Here is a 26,895-nt window from a genome sequence, read left to right on the forward strand (position 1 = left end):
CCGCAGCGCTTATCTGCCGAGAGTCTTACTTTTTGCCGCCGCCCAGGAGACCGCCGAGGAGGTCACCGAGGCCGCCGCCACCGGATCCGCCCAGGATGCCGCCGAGTGCGCCACCGATGCCGCCGCCGGAATTGCCACCGCCGCCGAGAATTCCGCCGAGGAGATCCCCGAGCCCGCCGCCGCCGGAGGCCTGGGCCTGCGTACCTGCGCCGCCGCCGGTGAACTGCTTGGCGAGGTAGGCCAGGACGATGGGAGCGAGGATCGGAAGCAACTGCTTCACCAGATCGTTTCCGCCGCCACCGACTCCGCCGAGTGCGCTGGCGACCTGATCGGTGTTGCCGCCGAAGATGTTCGATACGATCTTCTGGCCGTCAGCGGTGTCGACTTTGCTGATGTCGACGCCGTCGTCGAGAAGGCTGGTGTCGGCATGCGACTGCAACGCACTTTCCAGCGAGGCTGCGCCTGCCGGATCTTGCGCATTGGCGCCGAGGCCACCGACGAGGGTCGGCAGTGCCGTCTTGACCGCCGATTCGGCAGTTGCCTGGTCTACGCCGAGTTGCTGCGCGATCTGGTCGATGGGGATCTGGGATAGAAGGTCGTCAAGCGATGCCATTGATGCCCTACCTCTTCTGGGGTACTACTCGTCAGTACCCGGCTGTTGCAGACACTAGTGAATGTCGGCGTCGACGGTAACCCTCCGGTTGCCGAGCGGTCAGGCTCGGGTCTTCTCGCGGGGGACCAGACACGCTAGGAGCGCGAGAATCAGTCCACCGGCCGTCAAGATGAATCCTGTCTGATTTGTCAGGATCGTGGAGTAGTTTTCCCTGATGACGTTGTCGAATTGGTCGTTCACTCGGTAGTAGAACGTGCCCAGAGTTCCCAATCCCACGATGATTCCGATCCACGCTGCAATGCGAGAACCGAACAATGCGGCAATCAGAATCAAAACGGCGGCGGCGAGCAGAAGTACCGCCATCGACCGGTAGAAGGTCACGGACTGATCGCCGAGTTGCTCGATTGCCCACCCGGCCGGAAAGCCGTCCCGCAGGTCCTCGAGACGAACGTTGCTTGGTTTGACGCCGGCCAGAACGTACATGAACGAGCCGACGGCTACGGCGATCCCACAAATCAACAGAACCAGATGAACTAACGTGCGCATGCCACTCTCCCCATGATTGGAGTTCGGTAACGCGGTCGTCGCCGAGCCTAGCCGTGTCGAGAGTGTGAAGCCCGGTATCGAAGCGTGCACAATCATCTCCATGCCCGACAACATGCGTCGACTCGAAGAGATCTCGCTGTCCCTGCCGGAGGCAGAGCGTGTCGACATCGAAGCGTGGGATGGTCACCCGACGTTCCGGGTGCGCGGCAAGAACTTCGTGTTCTGCAACCTCGAAGCCACCTCCTTGACAGTCAAGTTGAGCAAGGAGGAATCCGAAGCGGTGGTGGCCACCGAACCAGGCGCAAGCGCTGCCGGCTACGGGCTCGGTCGCCACGGGTGGGTTGCATTCGACATCGGTACCGACGTTTCCGAGGAGAAATGGTCACAGCTCGAGGAGTGGATCTACACCTCGTTCACCCTCGTTGCGCCGAAGCGGCTTGCCCGGATCGTTCTCGATGCGGATGAGGAACGCCCGTAACGGATAGATTCGTCAGTACAGACGCCGACTAGACGAGGAATTGTCATGACGACACCGGAAACTTCACCGGCCACCGCACAACCGGGCATGCCGCCGTGGGCGAAGAAGGCCATCGGGATCGCAGTGATGGCGGTGGTCCTGGTCATCGCCTACTTCATCCTTGCCGCCTTCCTGCCGCGTTGGTGGGCGCAGCGCATTGCGTCGCTGGCGAACGGCAGCTTCAGCGCCGGTATCGCGTGGGGACTACTGTTCGGTCTCGTCTGCACACTCGTCCCGCTGATCTTCTTCCGGGCGGTTTGGCAGGTGCGCAAGCGCAAGCATGCTCGAATCATGCAGATCACGGCTCTCGCGTTGGGTGTCATCTTCGCGCTGCCGAATCTGCTCTCTCTGACAGTTGTTCTCGGCAACAACAATGCAGCGCATGCGGGCGAGCGGATCCTCGACGTGGACGGTCCCGGATTCCGCGGAGCCTCCGTTGTCGGTGCAGTCCTCGGCGTCGCGTTGTTCCTGGGTCTCGTTGCGCTCGGCTACCTGTACAAGAAGCGTGGCAAGGATCTCGACAAGATGCGCGGTGAACTCAAGCAGCACGAGCCGCAGAGCAAGGGCGAGGCACCGGCTCCCGAAATCTGAGTCAGCTCTTCGATCGAGTACTCAGGCCGACACCGACTCCGACGGTTCCCGCCGCCACCAGTCCGGCGAGCGGGACCGCCCAGTGTCCGGCAAACGTGCAGGCGAGAACCAGGATTGCGCTCACCGGTAGAACGGCCTGCTCGATCCTGTCGCGCTTGAAGTGTCGTGAGTGCATGAGCCACACGAAGATCAAGAACATCGCGGCTGGGATTGTGACCGCAGCAGATGCTGCGAATGTTGAAATGTGCGCTTCGCCAACTGCTTCCTCGACGGCTACTTCGATCCCGGCGCCGATGGCCGCAGCGGACCCGAATACGAAGTAGTGTCCGTACCCCCACAACAGGACAGCGCGATTGCCCTGGTCTGCGAGGTACTCGTGGATCGGGACGGCGAAGTAGATCCACAACGCGGAGAACACGATCAGAACTCCGCCGACGGCAATGGGGATCAGCAGGTCGGCGGCGTCGAAGTCACGAATGCCGGATTGAACCGCGATGGTGGCGGCAGCAATGGTTTCGCCGAGCATGATGATGGTGAAGAGGCCGTAGCGTTCGGCGATGTGATGCGGGTGCCACGGCGTCTGGTGGTTGCGTTCGGCGATTGCCGGCACCGCGAGTTCGGCAATCATCAGAACGAAGAAGCCGGGTATCCACGCCGCCGCCGGCATCAGAAGCAGCACGATCCAGCCCGCCTGAACGATCACGAGTCCGGCGGCGTACTGCAGCGCTGTGGTTCGCGCCGCACCGGTTTCACCGCTCGCGGCTCGAAGCCATTGGCACGTCAGTGCTATCCGCATGATGAGGTAGCCGACGATAGCTGTCGTGCGGTCGGTTCCGTCGAAAGCGTCGGGGATTCCGGCGGCAAAGACGAGAACGCCACAAATCTGTACGAAGGTCGCGATCCGGTAGGGGACGTCGTCCGTGTCGTAGGCAGAGGCGAACCAGGTGAAGTTCACCCACGCCCACCACAGCGCGAAGAAGACGAACATGTAACCGGCGATGCCGTCGGCGTAGTGGCCTTCGGCAACGGCATGCACCAGTTGAACTCCGGCTTGCGCAGCTGCCACCACAAAACACAGATCGAAGAACAGTTCGAGTGGCGTCGACGCTCGATGGTCCTCGTCGCGGCTGCGTGCGCGCATCCGGATGATCGGCATAACGGCCCGGCCGTGGCCCGCGCCTGTACTGGTGTGTTCTGTCATCGTCCCCACCTTGCTCCGACGTGAAGTGCAGGAGCGCAGTCTAGGGCGAATTCCGCCGGGTCGACGAATGAGACATTTCGCCCCTCACCACACGAGAACGGGTTTGATGACGCGACCCGACGCTTGATCTTCGACGGCTTTGTCGATGTCGGAGAAGGCGTAGCGCGTCACCAAGCGGTCGATCGGAAACCGGCCACCAGTGAAGAGTTCGACGAGTTCGGGGATGAATGTCGCGACTTCCGATTCACCTTCGATGCATCCTCGAATTGCCTTTCCGCTCAGCATGATGTCGGCCATGTTCACCTCGACTGTCGACGCTCCGAGCCCGACCACCGCCAGTGTTCCCCGCGCACGAAGTGATGCGACGGCTTGATTGATCACGGCGCCGATGCCGGTGGTGTCGAGGGAATGCGTCGAGCCACCGTCGGTGGCGGCGCGAACCGCTTCCATCGCGTCTTCGGTGGTCGGGTCGACGGTGACGGCGCCGAATTCCTCGGCGAGGCTTCGTCGATGTGCAACGGGGTCCACGGCAACCAGGGTGGAAACCCCGGCAGCCCGTGCTGCCAGCAGCGCCGCGAATCCGACGCTTCCGGCTCCGAAAACGACAAACGTCGAGTCGGGCTCGGGGCGAAGCAGATTCAGGACCGCACCGGCGCCGGTTTGGAACCCGCAGCCGAGCGGAGCCGCGACGGTCAGATCCACCGCAGGATCGACGACAACGGTGTTGTCGGCAGAGGCGATGACGTATTCCGCGAAACTGGACTGACCGAAGAATGCGGACCGTATCGGAGTTCCGTTTCGCTGGATCGGCGTCGAGCCGTCGGTGCGTGCGCCAGAGCTGTTGAGCCTGTGGGAGCTTTCGCAATATGCCCGATGACCGCTGAGGCACTGCCTGCACGCACCGCAACTGCGGTAGCTCAGCAACACGTGATCACCGGGTGAAATGCTGTCGATCGACGAGCCGACGGCCTCGACCACCCCCGCCCCTTCGTGCCCGAACACACAGGGGCCGAGGCTTTCCGGGAGCACCGACTTCGTGAACAAATCTGTGTGGCACAGACCTGTTGCGACGATGCGAACAAGGATCTCGTCTGCACGGGGTTCGTCGATCTCGACGGTGTCGAGTGTGAAGGGGGAGTGCGGTCCGTGCGAGAGCGCCGCTGTCATCTGCATTGCAGACGTCGAATTCTGTTCGGCGCGAATCACGCTCGCTCGAGTAGGAAGTAGTAGTGCTGCCCGCCGTCGAGAACCAACGCCGACTTTCCGTTCATGATGCCCATGAGTGTCGAGTCGTCGACCTTCTTGAAGTGGTCGAAGATCGGCGCGCCGTCGTAGACCATCGTCGCCGTGACTTCGCCGCGAAACTCGATGTTCCACAGGCTTGCTTCGCCATTGCCGCCCTTGACGTCGGAATAGAGGTTTCCGTCCTCGTCGCGACAGATCAACGGCTTAGCGTCCTCGACCGAGTTGAACGTCTTGCCGTACCAACGGCTCGCGAACAGCTTTTCGTGCAGCCGGTGACCGGTGGCGAAGTCGTCACCCTTCCATTCACCGAGTATGTCCGCGGCGGCGACGGTATCCAGCGCCGCCCACACGTCGTCGAGTTCTTCTGGCGACACACCACTTTCCGCTGCACGGAGCCGGGCGAAAGCGGTTCGGGCTTCGTCGAGATTCATGTCTCTCCTTGCATCGGCGGGTAGGCCGCATGTCAGTTCGCGAACCAAATTGTTCGTCAACTTTGCACGCTACGCCGAACCGGATGGTTCGGCAACGGTCGATTCGTTCTAGGCTGTGAACATGCGCTCAGCAGGGGAAGCCACGAGGGACCGCATTCTGGCGGCCGCAAAGGACGAATTTGCCACGTACGGTCTGGCCGGCGCGCGGATCAATCGAATTGCCGCGCAAGCGCGTGCCAGCAAAGACCGTCTCTATGCTTACTTCGCAAGCAAGGAAGAGTTGTTCGCTGCCGTCACTGAACAGTGGACGTCCGAAACCACAGCGGAGACAGCGCTTCGAGGTGATGACCTGCCGGGCTATGCAGGTCGGCTTTTCGACAGCTACGTCGCCCATCCCGAGAACGCTCGATTGCAGCAGTGGGCGGATCTCGAAGCGCCGGATGTCATGAGCGAGGACGACATACGAAGCAAGACCTTCCGGCCGAAAATTGCGGAGATTCGCAAGGGACAGCTCGAGGGGCACATTGATCCGGAGTGGAATCCTACGGAATTGATTCTGTTGATCGCGGACATCGCCCGGATGTTTGCGCTCAAGTCGTCTCGTACGGTCGCTCGACGTCGCGAGGCTGTGGTGGAGGCGGTTCGTCGATTGATCACGACGTGACGAACGGTATGTACAACGTGGTCGTTGGATTTCAGTTCGGAGCGGGTCAGGGTTTGACCGACGGCTGACCGTTCCTGATTCGGCCTACCTCGGATCGAGCGAATTCGACTCGACCGCTTTCTGTTCCGCGGCCTTCGGCCAGCGCATCGGCAAGATCCGCGGCGGCCTCGAGCACGTACCCGTTGCGCTTGCGGTCGGCATGGTTTCCCGCTGACTTCCGGAAAGCCTTGCGTGCCTTACGGTCGCCGCACAGTGCCGTCAGTTCTTCACCGGTGATGACGTCGCGCTCGACCTCTGGGGCGAGAACCTCACGGAGGAACTGGCGCTCACGCGGAACCGTCATTCGAAACACGCGGACCACGAGGATCAATGCGGCAGCGATCATAATGACGAAGAGCAGAAAGAGGAGTGCATTCTTGCCCTGTGCCAAGGCGCCGGCGGAATCCCACAGGCCGTGGAGAAGCATCGCGGATGCCATCAAGGCGAGACCACGCCCAACACGCCGTGGTTCGGCCGGACGCCCAAGGAGGTAGACCAGTCCGGTGCAGAAGATCGCACTGTAGAGAGTATGTGCTGCCACTCCGAAGACCATGCGGAGGACGATTGTCGACATTTCGGCGCCGACCGGATTTGCTCCGAACTGCGAGGCAGCCGAGTTCAATGCGTAGAGAATGTCTTCGAAGATCTGGAAGCCGAGCCCGATGAAGGCGCCGAGAATGAAGCCGTCGAACGCGGTGCGCACCAAGCGAGATGCCAGCGAGATGAGCAGGAGCAATCCGACGCCCTTGGCGATTTCCTCGGTGAACGGCGCTGTCAATCCTGCGCCCCAATCCGACGCCCATGCCTGTCCGAACGTTTTGGCGTACAGAGCAAGTATCGCGTCGTTGGCGTTCGCTGCCATCACCCACGTAGCCGCGAAACTGCCCCAGAAGAACGCCACCACGATCAGTTTGACGGGCTGGCGTGCGTACCGGTCGATGTGGTGGGTGAACCACCAGAAGACCGCGCCGTACACGCCGAAGAGCGCGATGGAGAATGCTATGGCGTCGCCGTAGGCGGGTGCGGAGGCCGAGAGCATGGAGAAGAGCTTGAAGGCGCCGCTCACCACTAACAGCAGGTACACCCAGAAGGCTGCGTTGCGTGGTTGATAGAAAGCGAAAGACCGCCCCCAGCCCGAGTTTTCGATAGCTTCCGCTCGAATGGTGATCAGATCGTCGGTCGTCTGTACTACGGGAGCGGTCATCACTTGCCCTCTCCGGTTCGGTGGCCGATGCTCACTATCATGTGAGCGATGTCGTCGGTGATCGTCGGAGCCACGTCGCTCGGACCGGTGGACACCACTTCGATGCCCTTACCGTCGACGACAAATGCGGCGATCACGCCGTCTGTGGTCGAATTCGAGTAGCTGGTCAGTACTCCGCGGATGCCGCTTTCCGTAGTGATTGCGGAGGCATCGTCGCTCACCCGTAGTGACTTCTCGGTAGCGAGGGCATCGGACGTCTTCTTGATCTGTTCGAGGAGGGCGTTTGCGTCACCGGTGAAAGACGCTGTGTATACGGTGAACATCGCACCTCCGTTCACGAGGGTGGCGCGAGGAGGGAACGAACCGGTCACCGGTGCATCAGCCTCTCGGACGCCGTCGGTGATTCCCCACCCCGGAGCGGGAACGAAGGTGACGCCGTACTGGAGTTCCATGACGTCGCCCGCGACGACGGGGTCGTCGTAGGAGACGGCGTCGTTGATCTGCGGAATGACGATGCTCATCACGATTGCGACAGCCAATACGATGGCGGCCGGAAGGATGGTCGTGCGGTCGAGACCGAACCACCGCCGATCAACCGGGACCCAGCGGTCGTCGGGTTCGTATCGGGTAGGCGTCGGACCTTCCCGTTCCGTGACGTTGGTCTGCGTCATCAATGCCTCGGCTTCTGTGGGTATCTGGGTTGAAGAGTTCGCGCACAACAGTTTCCGATGCCTGTTCACCGGAGAGCGCCGGCAGGCCCCGAGAATCCGAGGAGTGAGCTTGTCTGTGAAGAAATTATCAAACCGGATGTTTCGGACTGCGGACGAAACGCGTTGTTTCCATCGGGACTTGCAGTAGGTGCAGCTCGACCGTCGCGTGAGGCGGCGGTCTGGATTTACGGATTTCTCAGTAACGGTGCGTACGTTGGGCGTCGGCTCGTTGACGCCCTCGGGATGTTGACGTGCCGCCAAAACTTTTGTTGTCGACTGTTCAGATGCTGGTGAGCAAAAGGATCGCGGCCGGCCACCCTGGCTGAATATCGTCGACACCGAGCGTGTTCCTTCGGTGCGCGCACCTGTTCAGCATCTGGAGTGGACCCGTGTCGAAGTGGCAGTACGCATGAAGATCTCGAAGAAGATGGCGCTGGTCGTTGTGGCGGCATTCGCCCTGACAGTGGGGTCGGCGCAAGTCGGGACCGCCCGCGCGGACACGCCGGTCAGGGTGAGCGTGGCCGGCCATGTAGTGAGCGCTGGGCATTTCGAGCAGGTGCGGCGCCCCAACCGGTGCACGAAGGCCGTACCGGGGAAGCCGAAACCGAGCGAGCAGAAGTCCACGAATCGCAGTGGGCGTCGAGGTGGTGGGGGATGCTTCTGACCTCGTCGGCTGCATTCGAAGGTTCCGTCCTGCAAATCTGAAACACGTTCTAGTATCGGGTCATGGACGTGACTTATGAGGGGACCAAACGGGAAGTCGCTACCGACAAGGGCACCTTGCGCTATCACGAGGCAGGTGAGGGTCCGCCGTTGATCCTGTTGCACGGCTCGGGGATCGGCGTGAGTGGTTGGCGGAATTACCGAGGGAACCTCGCGGTGTTCGCGAAGCATTTCCACTGCTACATACTGGAGTTCCCGGGGTTCGGCGTGAGCGATCCCGTCGACGGTCATCCGGTTCTCACGGCAGCTTCGTCGGTGAACCGATTCATGGACGCGCTGGGAATCGAATCGGCTGCGATGATCGGCAATTCGATGGGTGGGGTAGTCGGCGTCAACGTCGCAATAAGGTTTCCCGATCGCGTCCGCAAGTTGGTCACCATCGGTGGCATCGGTCCGAACATTTTCAGTCAGAACCCGAGTGAAGGCACGCGACTCCTGCAGGACTTCGCCGACGGTCCCAGGCGCGAGAAGTTGGTTCGCTGGCTCGAGTGCATGGTCTACGACAAATCCGTGATCACCGAGGAGCGGATCGAGGAGCGGTGGGAAACGGCCAACGACCCGGCCTCGCACCAGGCATTGTCGGCGATGTACGGGTCCAAAGCCTTTGCCGCTCAGCAGCAGATGATGGCGAACTCGGATGCACCGCCCTACTGGTCGATGATGCACAAGGTGCAGTGCCCGACCTTGTTGACGTGGGGGCTCGATGATCGGCAGTGCCCACCGGACATGCCGCTGATTCCGATGCGACTGATTTCGAACGCGGAACTGCACGTCTTCCCGAACTGCGGGCACTGGGTGATGATCGAAGCCAAGCAGGCATTCGAGCGGGTGACCCTCGAGTTTCTGCTTCGATGACTTGCTGATGCATTCATGTAGCTCGAATGCACAAGACCCGGCGCCTCCGAATGAGGTGCCGGGTCTGCGTTTGTGCCCCCAGTAGGACTCGAACCTACGACCTGCGGATTAAAAGTAGGTGAGGGGTGTAATTTCCGGGTTCCGGCGACCGGCGGAGATTCCCGCGAGTGAAGAGCATCGCCGCAGCTAGGCATACGTTCTAGGGCGTTCGGGTACGCGTTGAGTACGTCGCTAGAACGATCGAACTACGCCGCACGTCACGCTAATCTCACGCTCGTTTACTCGGGCGCTCGTCTTCGAGTAGGCTCGATTCGTACGTCGGATTCCCGCTAGTTAGCGACCCGACAAACACGATGCTTCATTGGCCTGTGGCCTACAGACTCCCGCGCTGAGCGCGACCCCTCAATCCACATATCCGATGGAGCATTCTTATGTCCGCAAGTTTTCCGATGCCCGCACCCACGCGTGAGTCGTTCTATTCGTTCTGGGGTGCTGAAAGCGGCACCAACACCCTCGGTGATGTCCTTGTCAATCAGACTTCGGATGGAGTCGATCTCAATCAGGTCTGGGCTGAGTTCGCGACCACTCTGGAGTTGTACAACCAACAGCGAACCGCGCTTGCCGCATTGATCAGCTACCAGACCACACGACAGATCGACGCTGTCCCGCAGGCAGTAGCAGGTGCTCAGTTCGAGATTGCGTCGGAGTTTGGCGTGCCGCAGGGGCATCGAGTCCCCAAAGATATACTTAGCCTTGCTTACGATTTTGAGGATTTCGACCAGGCAACCCGGTTCACCTGGAAGTATCTGCGCGACGCGGATTCGCGGCAGGTCGGAGCAGTTCACAATTCGATTCTTGAGGGTGCGAATCGGGCGACGACGACGGCAGTGTTGGAGCGGTTGTTTGATCCGACTCAGAGCCAGTCGCCCGAAGGCAACACGATTTACGGACTTTACAACGGCGACGGCATGTTCATTCCGCCATACCTCGGCACCGAGTTCGATCCGGACACCGATACCCACTACCTCACGACAGGGTCGGCCGTTCTCGACCCGTCTGATGTCGAGACTCTCCTCACCAAGGTCAGCAGCAAGGGATTCAGTGCGGAGAGCGGCCGTAAGCTGCTCATCCTCGCCAACCCGATCGAAGCGAAGATGATCGCGACATTCCGCGCTGGCGAGCCGGGTGCGGACGGCGTTGAGGCTCACTTCGACTTCATTCCATCCAGCGCGGCACCTCCACGACTGGTTACCGAGCAGATCATTGGTGACCAGGCTCCAGGCGAGTGGAACGGCCTCGCGATTCTCGGTAGCTATGGCGATGCGTACGTGATCCAAAGCGCGTTCATCCCCAAGGGATACGTCGCTGTAGTCGCGTCTGCTGGCCCCTGGTGCAGAGGGCAACCCCGTCGGCTTCCGAGTCCACACAGTACCGGAATACCAAGGGCTTCGCTTGATTCCTGGAGCAGACCAGCGTTACCCCCTCATCTCCAGTTACTACGCAATCGGGTACGGCACAGGCGTTCGACATCGCGGAGGTGCAGCCGTTCTTCAGGTCACGACCAATGCGGCGTACGCCAAGCCGACCTTCCCGAAGTAGGCAACCGTGGCTATGAAGCGTGACCAAGAGCCTGGGCCCAGCGAGTTCAGTCACGGTCGCGGATTGGACCCGCTGGGCGTTCAACGGTATCGAGGTCGCGCAGCCAGTGAAACGGTGAGTGATGGCTTGTCTGCGGACGCCGTGCGCAGTATTGCGAGTGTCAGCCGGAGAGGTGAGTGATGAGTAAGCGGCAGTTCCGATCCAAGACTGCCTATCTCGGCCAACCCCGCGACAAGGGCGGGCGTTGGGCAGGGAAGGGTAGCCTGCGAGGAAAGTCGAACGTCGCAAAGATCGCAGGAACCGCCGCAAGGTCCGCGCTTGTGGGTCTTGGTGGGGTGAGTGGCGCGCAGGTTGGCGTCATTGCCGGCCTTGCAGTCACGCGCTCTGCCACAGGCGCTGCGGTCGGCGGTGCACTCGGGCATACGCTCGGCTCCAGAGCAGGGGTCGCAGCCGGGAACTCACTCTTCAAACCGAAGGCCACGCCACCCACTCTGGCCAATTCTGCGGGGTCGAAAGCCGGAAAGGGTACGGCGGGCCGATCCTCATCTCGCAAGCCCGCTCCGGCACGCCGAGCTGTGGGCAATCGCGTTCGTTAAATCGGGACTGAATCGACAACTCGATAGAGACCTTCGAGACGGGCACCCCTAACCCGAACCTCGAATTGCAGACCACGGACCTTTAGACGTGTCGAGGCGTGGACTGATCCTTCGGCTGTATCGCTTGACATGTCGGCGCGGCGCGGTAGGGAAACGGATCGCCCCGACCTTCGGCATTGAACCTCCGGTGGTCGGGGCGATTCACATTCTGTACAATCTGAAGAGCTTCCGAGATTATCCTGGACCTGTTGTCGGTAGGGTAAATCGACACTCGCGCAACAGCTTTGGCGAGGTCGCGACTAGCGCGCTCGAAGCCGATCGGGTACGCTCGAAGTATCGGATTCGAGCGATCGAATCCTTTGCTAGAACCGAAGTAACCACTGCTCCATCTGGACTCGGCTGGCGGAGACATGGATGATTCCATCGCCGCGCGGCCCCAGGGGTGTGAGGGACAGAGGGCGTCTCGATGGAGGCGCCCCAGCGTGCACCAGTGCACCTGGCCGGCGGTGGACACGACGTGGCTGAGCCACACAGTTCGGGCCTGTGGCCCAACCACCCCTTTCTAGGGTCGTGTCCCATTGCCGCTTTGTTGTAATTGGACACACCCTGGGCTTCCGCAACCAGGAGAGAACAATGGGCAAGATCATCGAGCGAGATCCTTCTATTCCAAACATGTCGGTTGACGATGCTGTCGCATTTTGTCACCGGATGGGGTTGAACTTCATCACGAGTCGTGCAATAAAGACAGCTATCTACTCAAAGTCTTTGCGTCGCCACTTGGTTGTCAACCGAGTTCGGTTGAGCGAGAACGATATCAGGACTTGGATCGCATCGACGGCTGACGCGGATTTCATTGTTCGCCATTCCGGGCGTGTATCATGAGTAGTTTCGATCCGTACGCCAGGGGCTCCATTGGTCGTCGTCGCGAATCTCTACCCGAACCTGTTGCGGAGTATGAGAGCTCAGGTCGGTTTTTGTCTGATCCGTATGGTGAGGCTCATCCGCTCGATGTGGCTGAAATGCTGGACAGGCTAGGACTTTCGCGCGGTACCGCTCGTGATATCCACGACGGCAATCCCATTGTGGATGAGTGGGATATGCACCGTCGCTTCGCGGAGTCCTTTTCGCCAGGACATCAGCGGCTACGAAATCCCCATGATCCACATAGCTCTCTCGCGGAACTGTTTGCGCATGCAATCGCAGGTCACCGCAAGCCTGGACTGCTCGAACGCGGTGATATTTCTCAACAGGTCGATCCCTTCGACAAGCGTCCCGCGTTGGTGGGCAGTGACCTGATGGGCACATTGCACATTCCTGTCACCAGCATCGCTGAAGTGAATGCGGCTGTGCAGGAGCATTTTGCACCGATTCTCCGCAAGGAGAGTTGGTGTGGAATCTGCTTCTCGAAGCGCATCAAGCTAGCTGAAATCAAATTTCTGCTGCGTGGACACTCATTTTGGATTCTGGTGAATCCAGTGTGTTTGCGATGCCAAAGGAAACTGATTGACAGCGCGGAGCGGGTCAATGTCGATCTGTTCTGGATCGATCACCCCTCAGTTAGTTCCGGAAAATAGCAGGTGCCCCGGCTACGGACCGGGGCACCTGACTTGCTTCATGAATCCCAATCACTTTGCCTCAGTGAGGAATCCTGTGTCCTATCCTAGTCGATCGCGGTCGGGTCCGCGAGTATCAAGCTTCAACCCTCCTCTGCCGCAACCTAATCTGTACGCGGTATATACGGCTCTCAGCTACCGTCCCGCTGAACGCGTCAGTCTGAACCACAAGACACCCGATGGTCGCGTATATCCGCGACTGCTGTCAGTTGGAGACCTTGAGCATTGGGAAGCTCCGCACGATCGTGATGTGTATTTCGGGGTGAACCCCGTCTCCAGGGCTGTCAGTTCGGGTCGTGGTACGGACTCCGATATCACCCGCGTACGGGTCCTATTTGCGGACCTCGACATCAAGCACGACAGTCTGCAAACGCTCGACGAATGCCGCGAGGTGGTGGACCGACTGGCTCGGGCTGTGGGCGTTCCTCCGACCGTCGTCGTGGAGTCCGGTCATGGTCTCCAGCCGTATTGGCGGCTGGCCTCTCCCCGCAGTTCATCCACACGAATCGCGGATGAGCAGACGGAGGATGGCGCGCGATGGTCTCGCCAGGTTTGGCGTGAGGTCTATGCGCGTTGGGGCGGCCTGGTGCAGCAGGTTGCGCGCGAGGTCCGTCCCGACGCGAAGATCGACAACGTCTATGACCTGAGTCGGATTCTTCGGTGCCCTGGTTCGGCGAACTGGAAGAGCGATCCTGTGCCGGTGGTAACCCACATCTTTCCGCGCTCGAAAGCGGTTCGCCGTGACCGTCTGGTCCGTTTGCTTGATATGCGCGATGCTCAGCCATTGGGTGGAGTTGTCGGCACCATCGCAGAGCGGGTACCGACGAATATGGCAGAGGCCGATGCGTGGATTGCCAGTCAGCCCGGCGCAGATGCCGATTTCAAGGAGATGCTCAAGCTCGGGCGATACCGTTCGATGCTGGGTGAACTCGACTACGAAAGCACTGTGCGTCTGTTTGCAGATGGGTCGGATGAGGATGCTTCCGCGCACTCGTTGATGCTCCGGAAGGTCCAGTATGTTGTCCTGCTTTCCACCGAAGGCAGAGCGGGTTTGAAGCTGGCACTACTGGTGATCCGTGAGGCGTATTTGGAAGTGATGCGGATGCGCAGAGACGGGAAAGCTCCCGGCGAAGCGCGTTCGGAGAGTGCGGCTTTGCAGGACTTTCATCGCGCCGTGCGCGGTTCTGCGGGTATCGCGCGGACTCGCGGAAAAGCCGCAGAACCTCAGCGAGATGCCGAGGGGCGCATCGACTTTCGGCACGTGACAGAGAACGGACAATCCGTATGAGCATCACCCTCACCCCGCCGCGACCATACCGTGCAACTTCGCGACCATGCGGAGACCTGATGCGGTGGACCTTCACCTTGCAGGCATCGAATAGAGATTCTGTGGCAGAACAGATTCGGTCCGTGCGTGATGGATACCGCGAGATTGTTGATCCGAACAACTACAGCCCCAACGACTTGGGTAATGCGAATATGTTCACCGACTACCACGGCGACAACCTTCGCGGGCTACGGGGAACCAGTTCGTGGGTGGCGTGGGACTCTAGTGAAGGTCGATACTCACAGCGCATCGCAGACCAATCTCTGTACAACGATTTCTGTGCTCCTGCTGTGGAGCGGCGACTGCGGAAAGCCGCTGAAGCAGAGCGAAACCTAGCGCGAAGCGCCAACAAGGAGGACGACGCGAAGGCTGCGAACGCCCGCGCGAAGAACCTGGAGGTTCGGGCAAACGCGACCGGACAGCTGGCCGCGATGGAGAAGTACCTCAAGATCGCACACACCAACGCGGCGGTTGCTAGGACCGACTTCGACGGCAACGAGAAATTGCTTGGGGTTGGAGGCGGCAAGGTGCTCGACTTCGCTGGTCTCATGGCGGGTGATGGGTGGGGTTCCGCGCTCCGGCCGGCCACCCGCGAGGATATGGTGCTCTACCACACGCCCACCGAGTTCGACCCGAACGCTCAAAGCGATTGGGTGGAAGACTATTTGGAAAAGTTCTTGCCGGATGAGGGGTATCGACGTGAGGTGTTCCGGTTCCTCGGCTACACACTCCAACGCGGAAACCCAGCGCGGATCGCCCTCTTCATCAAGGGCGACACCGGAAGCGGCAAATCGACGTTGTTGCGGTTGTTCCGCGAGGCGAGTGGAGACCTCGGCGGCACAGTCAATCTGTCGGTGTTCCGTAGCAAGGCCGACGGACCTGCCCCCGAAATCCTCAGTGCGATTTACTTGTTCGTGACGTTCTCCTCCGAGTTGTCGACGCGGGCGAAGATGCACGCCGATCACGTCAAAATGATCACCGGCGCGGGAGACGAGGTTGCCGCGCGGGATATGTACCAAAGCGTCGTCCACAAGGTGCAGCCGTGGTTTACGCCGATCATCGCGACGAATGAGATGCCGACGATTGTCGATGCGGACGAGGCTCTGAAGCGTCGTCTTCTGGTCTTGCCCTTCAATAAGCAACTCCGCGACTCGGAGCAGTCCGACCACACGATCACTACCGCCGACCGCAAACACTTCCTACGGCTGTTAGTCGAGGGTCGGTTGGACTACCTACAGAGCGGAATTGATCTCAGTAATCTCCATCCCGACATACGCACAGCCACCGAAGAAGGTCACTCGGACCTGTCGTTCTTCCAGTCGTGGCAATCTTCGGCGCTGAGGAAGGTCACGGAGACTCCGAGGCAGGGGTGGGCAGTGACTCCGGGTGACGCGTGGACCCACTTCGACAGGGAGCAAAGGGAATCGGGACTCACCCACGACAACAGGCTAGACCGAACCCAATTCACCAAGCGGATGCGGGATGCGTTCGGAAAACCCCAATCGCGCAAGCGCAAAAGGGATTTGAAGAAGACGCATACGGCCGCGAACACGCAGGGAAAGAGCATCTATCTCACGCTCGAATGGGCAGATCGACTCTCCGCAAAGAACTTTGGTTGTTAACCGCGCAGGGCGAAACCGATCGACCTGCGCAATGGTTTCGCCCTGTGGTCGGAACGTCGAGCGGATTACCCTCGCGAATACCGAGGCGAAATAGGTCCGAAAACTCACCCTGACCAGCGGTTACCCCGGTACCGAGGTTACCGACCCTCCGGAAACTCTTATAGGAGCTTTTATAGGAGCCCCTATATAGATCCTTTATTACTACTTCTTCTTACTACTTTAAAGAAGAAAAGAGAGGGTAATCGGGTAAGAGGTGGTCAGGGTGGGTTTTTGGGAAAAGCTTGCTCGGGTACGTAGGGGTATTCGCAGGTCCGAGAGTCGGGGAAGTCGGGTCGGTCGTCGGTAACGGAAATGCTCGGGAAATCGGGCGAAACTGAGCATTGGAGCGAGTGAACGTGTATTACGAAACCCCGACGCGTGCTGCGGAGAAGGAACGCAAAAGGCTGGCTGGAGATCGGGTGAAGTGGGAGAAGGCTGAGGCGGCGAAGTGGGCGGAAGTCGATGCGCTTGCCGAGGTGGTGGTTGTGAAGAACAAGCTGACCGATGAGAATTTCGGAGCGTTAGTGCCGTGGGATGGGGTGGACCCTGGATCTCAGGCCTTCTAGAGGGTTCCCTACCTTGCAGGTAGGAATCGAATAATCATCGGCCTAGGCGATTTTCTGCCTCGTCTCTCCGCTCAGCTCTCTCCTCGCGGAACTTCCCGATCGGGATTGTTTTCCAGCCCACGAGATCCTGACCACCCGACAGGTCGCTTTCGCCGTCGCGGATCGCCTATCGTCCGCGCCTCGTCCCGCTCGACAACCGACGATGCAAATTGCACCCACCTGATCCACAGCCTCGCCAGCTCGAACGCCCTCGGCTAGGGATCGGAGGGTACGAGACCTTCAGCTCCTTAGAGACAAAATGCGCTGTCTGGCAATGCAATCCGCAAAATAGCTTGTCGCCATCCGGTGGCGGCTGGCGTAGCTTTCGGGGAGTCGGAAGCGTCGTTACCGACCCCTTTAGACGCTTTCGACTCCCGTTCGTCGTCCCCACCGAACGGTTCAAACGAACTGAAAGGTAGTTGCAATGACTTCAAATACCCAGTCTCTCAGCGGTTTGCGGGTTGTTGGATACGCCCGAGTATCGACACAAGCGCAGGGAGAGAAGGGTTATGGCCTCGCTGCTCAGCAAGAGGTGATGAGGCAGTACTGCGCTGCGAACGGTTTGCAGCTCCTCACGATCACTTACGACGTGGTGAGTGGCGGAAGCGTGGAGAAGATGCACGGACGAGCCACAGCAATCGCAGCTATCGAGTCTGGCCTTGCTGACGCTCTCTTGGTGCGCGCTCTCGATCGCGCTACGCGGGACCAGCTCGACGCGGCATCAATATTTAAGCGCGCCAACAAGAACGGGTGGAGGCTCTTAGATTGCGACAGGGCCGATTCCGGCGACCCGAGCCAGCGTCTCCTCGCGGATATCAGGATCGCAATGGCCGCAGAGGAGAAGCGCAAGATCAGCGAACGCACCCGAGAGGGTATGCGGCGGGCCAAAGCTCAAGGCAAGCACATCGGTCGCCCATCGCGGATCGACCCCGTTGTGGTGGAGGGAATCGTGGAGATGCGGAAGCAGGAAGGGCTGAGTGCCAAGGCAATCGCGGAAGCGCTCGATGACACGAACATTCAACCGCCTGGTGGAGGTCACAGCTGGTCGGACTCAACCATCCGGCGCGTTCTCGCACGAGAGGGCGTGGCGTGATGAGCGACTTCTGGATTTGGGTGCTCATCATCCTCAGTTTCATCGGCACAGGCGTACTCGGGTCGATCTTCGGCAACAACGGAAAGAAGTAGGCGCAATGGCATTCGTGGAGAAATCAGCAACCAAGCGCACCAAGGACGGAAAGCCGCAGCCAAGCTATCGCGTGCGGTGGATGGAGAATGTGCGCGACGAGATGGGCCTACCGATCCCGCTCGACCCATCTCGACCAGACGGCCAAAAGAAGCAAGTCCATCGCCGAGAGACGTTCCCGTCCAAAGAACTAGCGCAGGAGCGTTGCGACGAGCTCAATGCGGCCCGACACAGAGCAGCGCCGCACACGCCCTCGGAGTTGCGGAAGCTAGGGGACCAGCCGCTCGGATACTTCGCTTCGGCATTCTTCGATGGGATGCTCGGGACGGTTAAGCCGCGCACGCTCAAAGAAACCAAGGCCGTGTACCACCGATACCTCGCGGAACCATTCGGCCCGAAAGCCGTCGCCTCGATCACTGCGGCGGACGTTCGTCGGTTCCGCGCGAGCTTGCTCAGCCCGCGACCGAAGCGGAGGTATCGCCCCGACGAGCAACCCGTGATGGTGACGTTGGCGCGCTCGACGGTGAAGCACGCGTACGACGTCCTACGGCGGATTCTTGACGTTGCCGTTGTGGATGGGGCGATCCCCGCTAACCCATGCCACTCGGTTCGCCTCCCACGGAAGACCAGCGCCGAATCGGACAAGCCAGAGTTCGCGCCTCAACCGCTCACTTCCGAGCAGATCTCTTCCGTCGCGGACCATATTGCCCGAGTCCAGGGCTACCCGATCTACGCGTTGGCCGTCACATTCAGCACCTTTACCGGCGTCCGCGCGGGCGAATTGGCCGGCCTCAACGTCGGAGACATTTTGCTCCCGGAGGTGGAGGGGAGGGGAGGCGCGGTGAGGGTGGTGCGGACTCGTCGCCCCATCCGCGGAGGTTGGGAGACGGGCACGCCCAAATCGAAACGGTCGCGCCGAACCGTGCCGATGGATGGGTGGTTGACCGACGGCATTCGGCGATATCTGCTCGACGTTCACCCGCACGGCGACCCCGAATCATCGAACTTGATCCGGAAGCCCCATTGTTCCCTGGTCGGTACGCGAAAGGGGAGGCGTTGCCGGACGGGTTGTCGCGAGAAGCGATCGGCTCGGAGCGGGCGACGACGTTCAGCGCGGAGGTTCGGAGGAAAGACGGCCAGCTCGACCGCCGCAATTCCGTCGCGGACCCGACCGCGACATGTCTGCGGGTCGCTCCACCCGACGGGTACAAGTGGACCGCACCGATCAATCCGGCCAACGTCGCGGACCACTATTTCGACCCGGCGTTGAAGGCGCTTGGGCTACCCCATAGCCGCTGGCACGACCTCCGCCACACGTTTGCGGTTCTGAGCTTGAGCGCCGGGGAGCACTACATGGCCGTATCGAAGTGGCTAGGACACGCGTCGTTCGTGACCACCCTCAACGTCTACGCGGACTACATCGCGGAAGACGAGGGCGGAAAGAAGGCCCCGTTGCTGCGCCCCGGTGGGGTTGCGGCCGAACGCGAAGCTACCCAGGCTCAGCCGCAACCGTCGAACGTCGTTCCGCTATTTGGTCGGAGGTCGGTCGGCTAGCCGAAGGCGGTGGCAGATTGGCTGATCGAGCGACTCCGTCACCACCCCTTCGCTGCTGCAGTCACCGCCGCTTCGTGATCCGGGCAAACGTACGTCGCTGACCGATGCGTGAGGACCTTTGCCTCGAAATCATCCCAGCCTTGGACCTTTGAGTTCGACTTCGACGCATAGTCCGTCCTCAAACGGACTAGGGTTTCGTCAGCGACCGCGACTGGAGTCTGGCCAGCGTCGAGCTGGCTACAGATGATTTCTGCTTGCTTCATCGGCTCGACTTTCAGCAGATCTCCGTTGCCTATGCCGAGTTCGTTCAGGAATCCAGCTGCGTCAGCGGGCTGACGGGCAGCGTTAGTTTTGGGCGCCGCTGCGGTTGCGGAAACGGATTTTTTGGTCTCGTCATAGAAGCGATCCCACACCGGGCCTGCGCATTCCGCATCCGTGGACTCGTTTGCCGGCAGTTTTATTAGCGCATTGTATTTGTCCGCTGCCGCTTGGCGTTCCGCAGCTGGGAGGCTTTTGTCGTTCGCATCAGCAATCAATTGGCCTCCTTCGACCGCGTGCGTCGAGTTTTCCATTCTCTTGAATGATTCGCACCATTCCGCGGCCTGAGGGTCATCAGGGGGTGAGTTTGTTGTCTCGTCACTCCCGCACGCAGCGAGTGGAAAGATAAGAGCAGCGCAAACCGCCAGCAAAGTTCGTCTCATGAGAGAACTTTAGGCGACCGTCGCGAAAGGACTGCCCCCCCTAATTATTCTTTCGATTAGAGCGGTGGATTGACGTGGTAGCGGAATGTCACTGAACCGTCGCCATTGTGGTCTCGGTGGTACTTGCTTGAATTCCCCATGCGAACGCTGAAATAGCGCCCCTCTCCGACGTCATCCTCAGACACCAGCCAGTCGAAGCGCGTCTGTGCGCCCTTGGCCACTCCTAGGGAGTGCCCCGGCTGTGCGCTGCTGTTTCCTTGTAAATGGAACATCCACGTAATTTCTCGTCCTCTGGGGTCGGAGGCTGAGCATTCGAAAGAAACAGTTTGGCCGACCTGTAGCCGCGGTACCGTCGATTGCTCATCGGCATATGACTTGATTTCTTCGCCGAATGAGTCTCTTACGTAGTTAATGGATGCATAGTGGGCGTCTGGCCCCTCGGAGGTACTGCGATGGACCGCGAGCAGATTCTGGATCTGCCCCGCGACTCCAGCCAAGAGGTGTCGTTCAAACGACGCCACCGGTCGAGCGTGGGCAATGGTATTGCGCACGCTCAGCATCAGTTTGAGGTGGACTTCGGTTCGTTTCTTGTCTTTGAGGATCGGCTGCACAGCTTCCCAGTGCTTCATCAGCAAAGATTCGAGGTGATATGCCTCTGTGTAGTCCAGCAGGTCCTGGCTCACAGTGATGCCGTCCCGTCGTTTGTCTTCTTCTCGTCTCTTGGATTCCAGGCCCTCAATCTTGGCCTCATCGAAATCGCCAATCCAGTTCACGCCGATTGCGGTCCGGACGACCTCTCGAAGCGCAGTCTCCGCCGCTACCAGCTCGTTGTAGGGGTCTATCGGGGTGAGCGGTGCACTATCTGGCGAGTCAACACTCGTTGAGGGAATCGGGACTTGGAGAAACTTCGCGAGGCCAAGCAGCTTTTCCTCGTCGGTGTCCTGCAACGATTCCCCGATGGACGGGCCCTCGTACCCATTGCCATCCCAGACGCCGATTTTGTACTGCCTCAGGAGCAGATAGGAATCTTCCTGTCTCAATGCACTGACTGCATCCCGAACATCAAGAACTAGGCGGAAGTGGTCCGCCAGATTCAGCAATCGGACTGAGGTCTGGTCTGTCATGGATTGGATTCTGCCAGGCGCGTGGGACACGCCCCGGCCAATCCCGCTCGCCACGCTAATTTCACGCTCTTTTACGTCCCGCAAAACGAAGAAAAGCCCCAGGTGAGCGGCGTTAACCGTCTCGACCTGGGGCTATATCGGTGCCCCCAGTAGGACTCGAACCTACGACCTGCGGATTAAAAGTCCGTAGCTCTACCAACTGAGCTATAGGGGCGCGGCGCAGAGTCTAACGGGACCGCAGGGTTCGTGAAAACACCACCCCCACCAGAAGTGCAATTCCGATGATGGCGATGGTCCCACCGGTGCGATGCAGACCCGCGTCGTCGATGGTTCCGCGCATGGTCAGCTCGATGACGACGGCAGCAAGATTGGCGCCGATGTACTGGATTGTTCGGTACAGGCCGATCGCCGTTCCGACATCTGCAGAGGTGGTCACCGAGTTGATCAGGTTCTGGTTTCCCATGTTGTTGAAGCCGTTGGGAATGCCCAGGATCGCCGCAATCAGTAGGAGCGCCACCAGTGGCGTCGAGCTCGATTCGACAAAGGCGATCAGAACCCCGCCCACCGCCAAGGCGGCGGTGCCGATCAGCAGGGTGGTCCGTGCGCCGAATTTCCCGTACACCCTCGATGCGGACATGGTCGCGAAGATCCCGACCGCAGCGACAGGGAGCATGAAGAGTCCCGCGCTGATCGGTGACATTCCTCGGGCCACCTGCAGCCACTGGGGGAGTCCGAAGAAAATGCAGTAGAACGCCGTGTAGGTCAGAAGGGTCCGGCCGAGAGTCATGCTCAACGCTCGGTTTCGCGCGACAGCTCGGACGTCGATGAACGCCGAGGTGGTTCGCCGTTCCCACCAGACGAACAGGAACGCGAATAGAGCCGTCGAGGGGAGGAGGTACCACTTCGTGTGCTCGGCGAGAGAGAGGAGAAAGAGCATCGTCGATGTCGTCAGTGCCAGGAACAGGGCGATGCCGAGTGGGTCGAGAGACTTGAACAGAGCAGCGGCACCGGCCCGGTCGGGCAGGGCGGAGTCGCTCGGAGCGGCGAAGAGGACCCATATTGCAGTAACTACGACAAGTGGGAGGTTCACCCACATGATCGACTGCCAACCGAGTGTGCCGACCAGCAACCCACCGAGGGTAGGCCCCAGTGCGACTACCGATTGTGCACAAATGGTGAGTGTTGCGATGGCTGAACGGGTTTGAGCCCGGTGGCGATCGGCATATTCACGGATGACGGTCATTGCATTCGGATACTGTGTCGCGGTGCCGATTCCGAGCAGGATTCGTGCGGCGATCAGCCAACCCAGTGACGGAGCGAGCGAGCCGAGGATCGATCCGGCAGCGATCAGGCCCAACCCGGCGAGGTAGACGCGTTTGGCTCCGAGAATAGATCCGAGTCGCCCGGCAGCCGGGGCCGTGACAGCAGTCGCGATGTAGAGGGCCGAGATCACCCAGGCCGTGCCGGAACTCGAACCGAAGTAGGTGGCGATCGGGACGATTGCCACCGCAATCATCGACGAGTTCAGTGCCTGAAGAACGGTTCCCGAACCGAGAGCAAGACTCAGCTTCAGCGGAACGGAGGTTTGGGGTGTCGACGTTTCGACGACGGCGGTCACGGGTTCATCAGTGACTCCTCTGTCGCGGGTACGGATGTTGATGTTGATGTTGGGGAAGCGTCCTGGCCGAGGTTGCGCAGGATTCGGCCGGCGATCAGCAGCAGGTCGCGCTCGGCTTCGGTGCACTCGGCGTCGATGACCTCGGCCAGCCACGCTGTTCGTTTCGTTCGGTCTTCGTGGAGGGTCGATGTTCCGAGTTCGGTCATCGTGACCAGGACCGCGCGACCGTCCGATGGATCCGAACTGCGTGTCACCATCCCCTGCTCTTCGAGTGCGGTCACGGTCTTTGCGATGGATTGCGGCGTGACTCGCTCGAAGTGTGCCAACGCTTTTGCGGTCAACGGACCTTGTCGATCGAGGTGGCCGAGGGCCTGGATTTGGCTGGGCGTGAGTTTGTGGTCGTTGCGTTTGGTGCGGAGCCGCCGGACGAAGGCGCCCAGATCATCCCAAAGTACGTCGATGTCGTCTCGGGCTTCCTTGGGATCCTTACCCACATTCATTTAGACAGTCTAACTGTGTTGTTTCAATGCTGCCAGTGCGGTTTCGTTGAAAAATAGGGAATAAACAATCGCTTTGGTTGTTTAAAACACTGGGACTGCAACGCCTTGGTCGGCAAAGTGGTTCCGCCCGAATGGTCGGATTGTCGACGTCTCAGGCAATAAAAAGCTCGGATGCGCACCCCCTGTGCCGCACCCGAGCGGCCAAAACCATACCACTTGGTGTCCTTTGGGCATAAAGTCGGTTGTTGTCCCCTGAACAGCCGATTGCTTCTAGTACTTTTGGCGGGTATCGCTCTAGTCCTTACGTAGGGTGTGTTTGAGGGGATACTGTGAAGTTTCGGGGGGATGACAGGCGCCGATCACGGCGATTCTGCGTACCAACTCTGCGAGAGGCACAACACCGTAAATGGCACGTCAACAAGAGCGTGCGCGGCGTACCCGCGCCGCCCTGGTCGAAGCGGCTGCAGTCGAATTCGCCAAGCGCGGCTATGCAGCTGCGTCGGTGAACACGATCCTCGAGGGCTCCCGCGCCACCAAAGGCGCCATGTATTTCCATTTCCAGTCCAAGGAAGAGCTGGCGCGAGCGGTTCTGACCTCGGCCATCGAAACTTTCACTGGAATCACTGATCGTTGGGCCAAGAGAACAGACCTCGATCCATTCGTCGCATTGCACGGACTCGTGCTCGACATTGCCGAAGTCTTTCGCGCCGAGGTAATCGTGCAGGCGGAATTCCGGCTGATCATCGAGCCCGAGTTCTACAAGGATGTGCAATCGGGTGGTGGGCAGGTCTGGGGTAAGACCGCTTACGAGTTGGCGGTGCGTGCCAAGGACGACGGATTACTGCGAGAAGATGCCGACCCGGTCAAATTCACGCGTGTACTGGCAGCGAGCCTCGCGGGTCAGCGGTACATGGCAGACCTGATTGCCTCCAGCGGAGATCTGGGCGAGTGGTTCGAGGAGTCTCTCGAAGTGGTCCTCGAAGCCATGGCGACGCCGCAGTGGTTGGAGACGTTCCATCGTGACGGATGGCCTCAGGTGGAGTTCCCTGACACCGAATAGCGTACTTTTTCGCCCGTGAACAGGCGATTTGTGATTTCCGAATGCCGTGCCATAAGCTATCCAAGCTCCCAACGGAACGCCGTTGGGGTACTAGTTCGGAGAGATCCGGCGGGCCCCCTTCGTCTAGCGGCCTAGGACGCCGCCCTTTCAAGGCGGTAGCGCGGGTTCGAATCCCGTAGGGGGTACGTTTTGCGAAAGCGAAACGATGCAGTATGGTTTGACCCGCACGACACGCTTTGAGATGCACAAATGCCAGGCCAGGACAGTGGTTTGGGAGCGGCTCGAAGATGTAGTACGGTTTCACAGCAAGGAAAAAGCAAGGCCCTGTGGCGCAGTTGGTTAGCGCGCCGCCCTGTCACGGCGGAGGTCGCGGGTTCGAGTCCCGTCAGGGTCGCAAAGCGTTGTTCTCAGTCACTCGATTGAGAACAACGCAATGCGATAGGCATTCGGTTCGGGTGCCGTCCGGCCAGGTAGCTCAGTTGGTACGAGCGTCCGCCTGAAAAGCGGAAGGTCGCCGGTTCGATCCCGGCCCTGGCCACCATAATCTTTGAGAAAGGCTCCAACATCATATTTTCGGACATGACGTTGGAGCCTTTTGTCGTTCAGTGGTTGTTTCCGTCCAGAGGAAACTATTCCGACCCGAACTCGATGGAACGCTGCAACGGGTAGCTGCAAGCCTTATTCCGGCGTTTACAGCTACCCGTCGCGCGGTCCAAACCTCAATCAAGCCGCGGCATGAGAATCCGATGCCGTCGGGGGATGCTCTCATTGAGGTAGGAATTCTGGTGTAAAACCTTGTAGTTCAGACCCTTTCGACGAACGTGCCTACTCGGGCCACGTCTGTCATGTCTGTTCGCATCGAGCGCTATCAGGGGGCGCCCTCATCGGTCTGCCCGCAATAGTCAGCGAGTTGTGATGACAGAACAGTGCGAACCGCCGGGAAGCTCGGCACTTCGAATCCTGGCGACGTATCGATCGACCGCTCTGGAAAATCGGTGACGTGGTAGGAATCTTCACCGTCTCAGGACAGGGCGCGACCCGACGTTTTCTGTCCCAAAACCACCACAACAGCGATCGCGGTGGCCAGTAGGGCAACGAGGCCGAGGAAGATCTGCGCAAAACTGATCCCAGCCGCGGAGAGGTAACCGATCGCGATTGGTGCGATGATGGCACCTATTCGCCCGACTGCGGACGCCGCACCCATGCCTGTCACTCGGATCGAGGTCGGATAGAGCTCGGCGGTGTAGGTGTAGTAGACGGCAGCGACGCCGTTCAGGAACGCCGCGAGCAACGCTGCACCTACAAGCAGCATCGCTTCCTTGTCGGATAACGCCACCACCAAGGCGGAACCGGTTGCACCTAACACGTAACCGGCGATCAACCATTTGCGCTCGATTCGATCGATGAGCAATTGCGCGACGTAGTAGCCGGGGATCTGCGCGATCGCGACCACCAAGGTGAACAGGAACGACTTGGTGATTGTGAATCCTTTGTCCGTCACAAGCAGCGTCGGCAGCCAGGTGGAGAATCCGTAATGGGCGCCCGTCAGTGCGAACCACAACAGCCACAACATCAACGTCGTGCGTGCCATTGGCCCGGCCCACAACTTCGCCAACGGCGCAAACAGACCCCCGGCACTGACGTTGGACTGCGTTGGTGCGCTCGCCTGGGTCTGCGCGGTTTCAGTGAGAGCCTCGGGATCGACCTCGCATTTTCGTTCGAAGTCCTCGATTATCGCGGTGGCTTCGGCGACCCGCCCACGTGAGAGGAGGTAACGGGGTGACTCGGGCATGCTGCGCCGCCACCAGAGAAGCAAGACTACGGGGAGTGCGGCGATCACTGCCGCGATCCGCCAACCGGTTTCGGGGTGGGGTGCGATCACCACTGGCGCCAGTATTCCTGCCAAGATGTATCCGAGCGCAAGGAAACTGATGGTGCGGGCGACGAATCGGCCACGGACACGAGCCGGCAGAAACTCGGAGATATACGGCGCGATCAGGGTGGCCTCTGCGCCGAGTCCCACGCCGGCGAGCGTCCGCCAGACAAACAGTTCGGGAACCGTCGTCGATGTCCCTATCAGAAGACTGCAAAAACAGAACACCAGGAGCGCGGTGAGCATCATTCGCCGACGGCCGAAGCGGTCCGCCAAAACGCCGGCCACCAGAGCGCCCACCAGGTAGCCGGCGAAAATCGACGACAGCAGCCACCCTGCCGTGCTTTTCGGGATGTGCCAAACCACGATGAGCGCTGAAATCGCGTAGCCCATGAATGCGCCGTCGAATGCATCGAAGGTGTAGCCGAGTCCACCCATCACCATCAGCTTGCGATGAGGGCGCCCGGGCTTGAGTCGATCGAGGCGGAGCAGCAAATCGTGCTCATTCGAAACTGCACGTGTAACGGGTAATTCGGTCAAGA

At 60.0% G+C, this 26,895-nt stretch carries 27 protein-coding genes and 4 tRNA genes; 18 read left to right on the forward strand and 13 right to left on the reverse strand.

Going from position 1 to position 26,895, the window contains the following annotated elements; genetic code table 11:
- Window positions 1-25: 25 nt before the first annotated feature.
- Window positions 26-613, reverse strand: coding sequence for a DUF937 domain-containing protein (locus ACWF6P_RS15970; RefSeq protein WP_452621633.1), 588 nt, complete (start codon window positions 611-613; stop codon window positions 26-28).
- Between the two features lie 99 nt (window positions 614-712).
- Complete coding sequence (locus ACWF6P_RS15975) at window positions 713-1,159, reverse strand: hypothetical protein (protein WP_452621634.1); 447 nt, start codon at window positions 1,157-1,159, stop codon at window positions 713-715.
- A 100-nt stretch (window positions 1,160-1,259) separates the two neighbouring features.
- Here ACWF6P_RS15975 and ACWF6P_RS15980 point away from each other — a divergent pair, with 100 nt between their 5' ends.
- The gene (locus ACWF6P_RS15980) at window positions 1,260-1,637 is read left to right on the forward strand and encodes an MmcQ/YjbR family DNA-binding protein (RefSeq protein WP_452621635.1); all 378 of its coding nucleotides are present in this window, start codon (window positions 1,260-1,262) and stop codon (window positions 1,635-1,637) included.
- A gap of 45 nt (window positions 1,638-1,682) precedes the next feature.
- Window positions 1,683-2,267, forward strand: a complete 585-nt coding sequence (locus tag ACWF6P_RS15985) for a hypothetical protein (protein ID WP_378542983.1) — start codon at window positions 1,683-1,685, stop codon at window positions 2,265-2,267.
- Between the two features lies 1 nt (window position 2,268).
- Here ACWF6P_RS15985 and ACWF6P_RS15990 read toward each other — a convergent pair whose 3' ends face one another.
- The 3 genes from ACWF6P_RS15990 to ACWF6P_RS16000 form a co-directional block, all read right to left on the reverse strand.
- Window positions 2,269-3,468 (reverse strand): low temperature requirement protein A, encoded by a 1,200-nt coding sequence (locus tag ACWF6P_RS15990; protein WP_452621636.1) that lies wholly within the window; start codon window positions 3,466-3,468, stop codon window positions 2,269-2,271.
- Window positions 3,469-3,552: 84 nt separating this feature from the next.
- Window positions 3,553-4,641, reverse strand: coding sequence for an NAD(P)-dependent alcohol dehydrogenase (locus ACWF6P_RS15995; RefSeq protein ID WP_452621827.1), 1,089 nt, complete (start codon window positions 4,639-4,641; stop codon window positions 3,553-3,555).
- Between the two features lie 29 nt (window positions 4,642-4,670).
- Window positions 4,671-5,144 (reverse strand): DUF4334 domain-containing protein, encoded by a 474-nt coding sequence (locus ACWF6P_RS16000; protein WP_378532015.1) that lies wholly within the window; start codon window positions 5,142-5,144, stop codon window positions 4,671-4,673.
- Window positions 5,145-5,265: 121 nt separating this feature from the next.
- Between ACWF6P_RS16000 and ACWF6P_RS16005 the strand changes: the two genes are divergently transcribed.
- A complete protein-coding gene (locus ACWF6P_RS16005; protein ID WP_452621637.1) occupies window positions 5,266-5,808 on the forward strand; it encodes a TetR family transcriptional regulator in 543 nt (180 codons plus the stop codon).
- 46 nt (window positions 5,809-5,854) lie between these two features.
- On the opposite strand, the gene ACWF6P_RS16010 is transcribed toward ACWF6P_RS16005, so the two are convergent.
- Both ACWF6P_RS16010 and ACWF6P_RS16015 read right to left on the reverse strand, forming a co-directional pair.
- Window positions 5,855-7,051 (reverse strand): PrsW family intramembrane metalloprotease, encoded by a 1,197-nt coding sequence (locus ACWF6P_RS16010; protein WP_452621638.1) that lies wholly within the window; start codon window positions 7,049-7,051, stop codon window positions 5,855-5,857.
- Window positions 7,051-7,722, reverse strand: coding sequence for a hypothetical protein (locus ACWF6P_RS16015; protein ID WP_378532023.1), 672 nt, complete (start codon window positions 7,720-7,722; stop codon window positions 7,051-7,053). The genes ACWF6P_RS16010 and ACWF6P_RS16015 overlap by 1 nt, the downstream gene beginning before the upstream one ends.
- A gap of 394 nt (window positions 7,723-8,116) precedes the next feature.
- Between ACWF6P_RS16015 and ACWF6P_RS16020 the strand changes: the two genes are divergently transcribed.
- The 11 genes from ACWF6P_RS16020 to ACWF6P_RS16070 all read left to right on the forward strand — a co-directional run bounded on the left by ACWF6P_RS16020 (window position 8,117) and on the right by ACWF6P_RS16070 (window position 19,477).
- The gene (locus ACWF6P_RS16020) at window positions 8,117-8,425 is read left to right on the forward strand and encodes a hypothetical protein (RefSeq protein WP_452621639.1); all 309 of its coding nucleotides are present in this window, start codon (window positions 8,117-8,119) and stop codon (window positions 8,423-8,425) included.
- A 62-nt stretch (window positions 8,426-8,487) separates the two neighbouring features.
- Window positions 8,488-9,339 (forward strand): alpha/beta fold hydrolase, encoded by an 852-nt coding sequence (locus ACWF6P_RS16025; protein WP_452621640.1) that lies wholly within the window; start codon window positions 8,488-8,490, stop codon window positions 9,337-9,339.
- Window positions 9,340-9,932: 593 nt separating this feature from the next.
- A complete protein-coding gene (locus ACWF6P_RS16030; protein ID WP_452621641.1) occupies window positions 9,933-10,961 on the forward strand; it encodes a hypothetical protein in 1,029 nt (342 codons plus the stop codon).
- Window positions 10,962-11,117: 156 nt separating this feature from the next.
- Window positions 11,118-11,534, forward strand: a complete 417-nt coding sequence (locus tag ACWF6P_RS16035) for a hypothetical protein (RefSeq protein WP_452621642.1) — start codon at window positions 11,118-11,120, stop codon at window positions 11,532-11,534.
- Window positions 11,535-12,167: 633 nt separating this feature from the next.
- Window positions 12,168-12,416, forward strand: a complete 249-nt coding sequence (locus ACWF6P_RS16040) for a hypothetical protein (protein ID WP_452621643.1) — start codon at window positions 12,168-12,170, stop codon at window positions 12,414-12,416.
- Window positions 12,413-13,108 carry a hypothetical protein gene (locus ACWF6P_RS16045; RefSeq protein WP_452621644.1) on the forward strand — a complete coding sequence of 232 codons (696 nt, stop codon included), beginning with the start codon at window positions 12,413-12,415 and terminating at the stop codon, window positions 13,106-13,108. Before ACWF6P_RS16040 ends, ACWF6P_RS16045 begins: the two co-directional genes overlap by 4 nt.
- Before the next feature lie 301 nt (window positions 13,109-13,409).
- Complete coding sequence (locus ACWF6P_RS16050; protein WP_452621645.1) at window positions 13,410-14,435, forward strand: hypothetical protein; 1,026 nt, start codon at window positions 13,410-13,412, stop codon at window positions 14,433-14,435.
- Window positions 14,436-14,536: 101 nt separating this feature from the next.
- Window positions 14,537-16,096, forward strand: a complete 1,560-nt coding sequence (locus tag ACWF6P_RS16055; protein WP_452621646.1) for a hypothetical protein — start codon at window positions 14,537-14,539, stop codon at window positions 16,094-16,096.
- A 389-nt stretch (window positions 16,097-16,485) separates the two neighbouring features.
- Window positions 16,486-16,701, forward strand: a complete 216-nt coding sequence (locus tag ACWF6P_RS16060; protein WP_452621647.1) for a hypothetical protein — start codon at window positions 16,486-16,488, stop codon at window positions 16,699-16,701.
- 463 nt (window positions 16,702-17,164) lie between these two features.
- Window positions 17,165-17,833, forward strand: coding sequence for a recombinase family protein (locus ACWF6P_RS16065; RefSeq protein ID WP_452621648.1), 669 nt, complete (start codon window positions 17,165-17,167; stop codon window positions 17,831-17,833).
- Between the two features lie 1,146 nt (window positions 17,834-18,979).
- Window positions 18,980-19,477 carry a hypothetical protein gene (locus ACWF6P_RS16070; RefSeq protein WP_452621649.1) on the forward strand — a complete coding sequence of 166 codons (498 nt, stop codon included), beginning with the start codon at window positions 18,980-18,982 and terminating at the stop codon, window positions 19,475-19,477.
- A 38-nt stretch (window positions 19,478-19,515) separates the two neighbouring features.
- Here ACWF6P_RS16070 and ACWF6P_RS16075 read toward each other — a convergent pair whose 3' ends face one another.
- From ACWF6P_RS16075 to ACWF6P_RS16095, 5 genes are all read right to left on the reverse strand, one after another.
- A complete protein-coding gene (locus ACWF6P_RS16075; protein WP_452621650.1) occupies window positions 19,516-20,178 on the reverse strand; it encodes a hypothetical protein in 663 nt (220 codons plus the stop codon).
- A gap of 56 nt (window positions 20,179-20,234) precedes the next feature.
- Window positions 20,235-21,302 (reverse strand): hypothetical protein, encoded by a 1,068-nt coding sequence (locus tag ACWF6P_RS16080; protein ID WP_452621651.1) that lies wholly within the window; start codon window positions 21,300-21,302, stop codon window positions 20,235-20,237.
- Window positions 21,303-21,443: 141 nt separating this feature from the next.
- A tRNA-Lys gene (locus tag ACWF6P_RS16085) sits at window positions 21,444-21,516 on the reverse strand.
- 12 nt (window positions 21,517-21,528) lie between these two features.
- Window positions 21,529-22,920, reverse strand: a complete 1,392-nt coding sequence (locus ACWF6P_RS16090) for an MFS transporter (protein ID WP_452621652.1) — start codon at window positions 22,918-22,920, stop codon at window positions 21,529-21,531.
- Window positions 22,917-23,420: a MarR family winged helix-turn-helix transcriptional regulator gene (locus tag ACWF6P_RS16095; protein WP_452621653.1), complete on the reverse strand. Its 504-nt coding sequence runs from the start codon at window positions 23,418-23,420 to the stop codon at window positions 22,917-22,919. Before ACWF6P_RS16095 ends, ACWF6P_RS16090 begins: the two co-directional genes overlap by 4 nt.
- A gap of 406 nt (window positions 23,421-23,826) precedes the next feature.
- On the opposite strand from ACWF6P_RS16095, the gene ACWF6P_RS16100 reads away from it, so the two are divergent.
- The 4 genes from ACWF6P_RS16100 (at window position 23,827) to ACWF6P_RS16115 (ending at window position 25,021) form a co-directional block, all read left to right on the forward strand.
- Window positions 23,827-24,480: a TetR family transcriptional regulator gene (locus ACWF6P_RS16100; RefSeq protein ID WP_452621654.1), complete on the forward strand. Its 654-nt coding sequence runs from the start codon at window positions 23,827-23,829 to the stop codon at window positions 24,478-24,480.
- A gap of 112 nt (window positions 24,481-24,592) precedes the next feature.
- Window positions 24,593-24,665 (forward strand) — tRNA-Glu (locus ACWF6P_RS16105).
- A gap of 135 nt (window positions 24,666-24,800) precedes the next feature.
- Window positions 24,801-24,874, forward strand: a tRNA-Asp gene (locus ACWF6P_RS16110).
- Window positions 24,875-24,944: 70 nt separating this feature from the next.
- A tRNA-Phe gene (locus ACWF6P_RS16115) sits at window positions 24,945-25,021 on the forward strand.
- A gap of 480 nt (window positions 25,022-25,501) precedes the next feature.
- On the opposite strand, the gene ACWF6P_RS16120 is transcribed toward ACWF6P_RS16115, so the two are convergent.
- Entirely contained in the window at window positions 25,502-26,848 is a 1,347-nt protein-coding gene (locus tag ACWF6P_RS16120; RefSeq protein ID WP_452621655.1) for an MFS transporter, read from the reverse strand.
- Between the last annotated feature and the right edge of the window lie 47 nt (window positions 26,849-26,895).

Source organism: Rhodococcus sp. NPDC055024 (genome assembly GCF_053608585.1).